Raw genomic sequence first — 4,286 nt, 5'->3', positions numbered from 1 at the left:
CGGGTGCTCGCCGCCGAGATTGATGATCTTAATGTCAGAAAAACAGATACCACACGCATCGTGGCGTACGAGAATCTCATCGGGGCTAGGCAGCTCCAGCGGCACCGTTTCGAGCCGGACACTCTCCAGCCCCGCGCCATAGAGATGCCCGCGCTTGTAGGAAGTCGGTAGGTTCACAGGCTATTGTACCGATTGAATCCGCCGAAAGTTTAATCGCAGAGCGATTTCTTAGCTGAGGAACGAGGCTTACAGGCGCCGATTTTAACAGGCAAGCTCTCCCCGGCGACAGAGGCGGTATACTTTGGGGATACGACTATGAGCGAAGCTGTAATTGACGAAAGTGGCGGGCGCTACCCGTTCCGCGAGATTGAGAAGAAGTGGCAGGCCCGCTGGGCGGATGCGAAGGTGCACAAGGCCACGCAGGACACGAACAAGCAGAAGTACTACGTGCTCGTGATGTTCCCCTACCCGTCGGGCTCTGGCCTGCACGTCGGGCACTGCAAGAACTACGTCCCCGGCGATGTCGTGGCCCGCTTCAAGGCGATGCAGGGCTTCAATGTCCTCAACCCCATGGGCTGGGATGCCTTCGGACAGCCCGCCGAGCAGGACGCGATTCGCAAGAAAAAGAACCCCAAGCAGGCGGTTCCCGAGCTAGCTGAGGTCTATAAGAAGCAGCTTAATATTCTAGGTGTCAGCTACGACTGGGACCGTGAGATCAACTCCACAGATCCCGGCTACTACAAGTGGAACCAGTGGATTTTCATCAAGCTCTATGAGGCAGGACTGGCGTACCGTCAGGGCTACCCGGTGAACTGGGATCCCGAAGATCGAATCGTGCTCTCCAACGACGAAGTGGTCAATGGCCGGGGCGCACGCTCGGGGGCCCTGGTTGAGAAGCGCATGATGCACCAGTGGTTCTTGAAGACGACAGCGTATGCGGATCGCTTGGTCGATGACCTGGAGACGATCGACTGGCCTGAGGGTGTCAAGACCCAGCAGCGCGACTGGATCGGACGAAGCGAGGGTGCGGAAGTTGAGTTCAAGCTAGCCCCCCCGTCGGACGGGGGCGGGGGGGGCATCACCGTCTTTACGACACGTCCAGACACGCTCTGGGGTGCGACTTTTATGGTGCTCTCCCCTGAGCATCCACTGGTCGCGGAGATCACGACTGATGCCCAGAAAGCGGCTGTAGAAGCCTACGCTGCCGAGGCGGCGAAGAAGTCCGACGAAGACCGAACGGCGGAGGGCAAAGAGAAGACGGGAGTCTTTACCGGAGCCTACGCCACCAACCCGGTCAATGGGGTGCAGATTCCCATCTGGATCGCCGATTACGTTCTGACGGGCTACGGCACGGGCGCGATCATGGCCGTTCCGGCCCACGACCAGCGCGACTTTGAGTTCGCCCGCAAGTTCGAGCTGCCGATTGTGCTGGTCTATGCCGAAGCCGATACGCCCTCGGAGAGCGAGCTGACCGAAGCCTTTGCCAGCGGCGGCGTTTTTCGAGAGTCCCTAGGCTCACCGTTCTCGGGCGAGCCGCAGGACAAGAGCGTGGTTGTTCCTAAGGTTGTCGCCTGGATGGAGGAGAAGGGCTACGGTCGAGGAAAAGTCCAGTACCGACTCCGCGACTGGCTGCTCTCGCGCCAGCGCTACTGGGGCACGCCCATCCCGATGATCCACTGCCCCAGCTGTGGAACGGTTCCCGTACCCGAAGATCAGCTTCCTGTGCAGCTCCCCGATCTGGAAGAGTACCGCCCCAGCCCCGATGGCCGCTCGCCGCTTGCCAGTGTGGAGGCGTGGGTGAAGGTCGTCTGCCCCCAGTGCGGGCAGACCGCCGAGCGCGAGACGGATACCATGGCAGGCTCCGTAGACTCAGCCTGGTATTTTTTGCGCTTCGCCGATCCGCACAACGCGGAGCAGGCATGGAGCCGTGAGGCCAGCGACTACTGGATGCCCATTGATATGTACATCGGGGGGCGAGAGCACGCGGTCGGGCACCTACTTTTCTGCCGCTTCTTCACCAAGTTCGCCTACGACAACGGCTGGACCGCAGCCAATGAGCCGGCCAAGGCGCTCCGCAACCAGGGAATGCTCAATGCCCTGACACCGTCGGAGCGGGTGCGTGATCCTGAGACTGGCATTGAGGGCTTTAAGTCCATCAAGCCCGATGACTTGGTTGCCTACGACCGCGATGTCTGGATCAAGCGCTGGGAGGCCGAGGGCAACAAGCCCCTGGCAGCCGAGCGTATCCGTCGCCCCCTGGATGCTCCTGAGTCTATCGAGCCCGTGAATGTCGAGTTCGTCTGGATGAAGATGAGCAAGTCCAAGGGCACCAGTGTTACCCCCGATGAGATGGCAGAAAAGTACGGTGCGGACTCGCTCCGTACCCTCGTGCTGTTTGAAGCGCCGTTTGAGGACTCGATTCAGTGGTCTGAGGAGCGCATGAACGGTCCGTATCGTTTCTTATCACGTGTCTGGGACACGGTGAGTGGGATTGTCTCTGCGCCGCCTGCACCGGGTACGCCCGAGGCAATCTCGACCGTTTTGAGCGGCGATCTTCCTGACAACTGGGCCCCCATGCCCGACGCCGAGGTGAAAGCGCTGCGCCGAAAGCTCCACCAGACCATCGCGAAAGTGACTTCGGATATTGAGAGCTTCCGCTTCAACACGGTTGTCTCCGGTCTGATGATCCTGCACGATGCCCTGCGCAAGTTCTGTAATGCCGGTGGCGTGGCCCATCCCGCAGCACGAGAAGCCGCTGAGGGGCTGACCCTCCTACTGGCCCCGCTCGCCCCGCACCTGGCCGACGAGCTCTGGGAGAAACTGGGTGGCCAGGGCTTCCTCTTTCGTGGCCCGTGGCCCGTCAGTGATCCGTCGCTGGCCGCCGATGACGAAGTGACGGTCGTGGTGCAGGTCAATGGAAAAGTCCGCGAGAAGCTCCTGCTTCCCGCAGGGCTGAGCAACGACGCGCTTGAAGCCGTCGCGCGGGACAGCGAGAAAGTCCGCGCCGACTTGGAGGGCAAGACCATCCGCAAGGTGATCGTCGTCCCCGGCAAGCTCGTCAATATCGTCGCAAACTAGACGGCGGGGCCTTTCAGGCCCCCGGTCAGGCCCTACGCAACCGCGAACTCTGCGATAGCGGGAGGGGCATCGCTGGCGAGGATCTGGACACGGACGGCTTGTGCGAGCGTGGGCGGCACTTCCTCGACCAGCAACGCGCCTATTTTCTCCCCGGCAAAGAGCGTGCGCCACTGGCCATCATCGGTGAGGCGGTACTCGACCGCGAAGAGCTGGATCTGCTCGCCGCCTGCTTCGGAGAGGGTGACGCGCTGGACTTCCTGCATGCTCGGGAGCGTGAGCTGGAGCCAGCCACGCGGCTCGGCGCTCTGCCAAAAAGTTTCCAGATCGCTGTCGCCCGCAAGCACTGCCTCGTGGCCTTCCGTGGCGCTGGAGGCAGTGAGGGGAAAGAGCGGCAAGGCGGCGTCTAAAACAATGGGCTCCACAGCCACTGGCTCCTCAACGATCGCGAGGGGCTCTGGGGAGACCTCGGGGATGTCAGCGGCAACGGCTGGTGCTTCAGCGGCTTTGGCAGCGTCCGCCTCCTCCTGTGCTTTATCCGTCACTTTCTTAGCGACGGCAAAGACGAGCGGGGTCAGGATCAGCGGGATAAAAAAAGGCAGTGGCATGAGTTCTCTCCTAAACTTCTTTCGTTATTGTAGCGCATCCTGCAAGCGTCTGTAACGTAGCCGTAACGCCACGGGGATAGAGTGCGAGCTATGGAACCCAGACAAGTCCCTCGACCGCAACTCTACGCTACGATGCCAGCACTGAGCTTCCCGCCGGAGCGGTGCTTCGTTTTGCTCTACGTGGTGGACAGGTGCGCCTCCAGCGCTAGTACTCAGAGCGTGCGGAAGCCTGGGATGCGGTGGAAGGTGAGATAGTTGGCGTCGTGGTTGTTGTGCGCCCCACCAAAGTCATCGTCGTAGGCGGTGCGGCAGGCGGCGATAATGTCGTCGCCATCGAAGAGCCACTCGACATATTGAAAACCGTGGTGGACCGTGTCCGGGTGGGAGAGAATCACCGAGCGCACCTCCCAGTCACGCAGATTGGCGGAGCAGGTCAGTGCGAGCGTGTTGCGAATCTTGCCGGGATCAGGAGCCCGGTATTTTTCGTCCACAATGCTCGCTAGGCTCCAGTAGCGCTTGCTCTTTTTGTCCCAGCGGATCGCGAACTTCTTCGCGCCGCCGGGGAACGAAAAAAAGCCTGTGTCGGGGTCGAAGGTTGCGGTC

At 61.1% G+C, this 4,286-nt stretch carries 2 protein-coding genes and 1 pseudogene; 1 reads left to right on the top strand and 2 read right to left on the bottom strand.

Translation table 11 applies throughout. The features are described from left to right. Positions 1-315: 315 nt before the first annotated feature. Positions 316-3,078: a leucine--tRNA ligase gene (gene leuS, locus AC1XOS_RS20235; RefSeq protein WP_481964022.1), complete on the top strand. Its 2,763-nt coding sequence runs from the start codon at positions 316-318 to the stop codon at positions 3,076-3,078. A gap of 32 nt (positions 3,079-3,110) precedes the next feature. Here the strand turns inward: leuS and AC1XOS_RS20230 are convergent, their stop codons facing one another. Further along, positions 3,111-3,683, bottom strand: coding sequence for a discoidin domain-containing protein (locus AC1XOS_RS20230; RefSeq protein WP_481964021.1), 573 nt, complete (start codon positions 3,681-3,683; stop codon positions 3,111-3,113). A gap of 212 nt (positions 3,684-3,895) precedes the next feature. Further along, a pseudogene (locus tag AC1XOS_RS20225) lies at positions 3,896-4,286 on the bottom strand (exo-alpha-sialidase); the annotation flags it as partial.

It is taken from the genome of Armatimonas sp. (assembly GCF_964826245.1).
The sequence above is the reverse complement of the archived record's forward strand: the minus strand, read 5'-3'. Positions and strand labels throughout refer to the sequence as shown.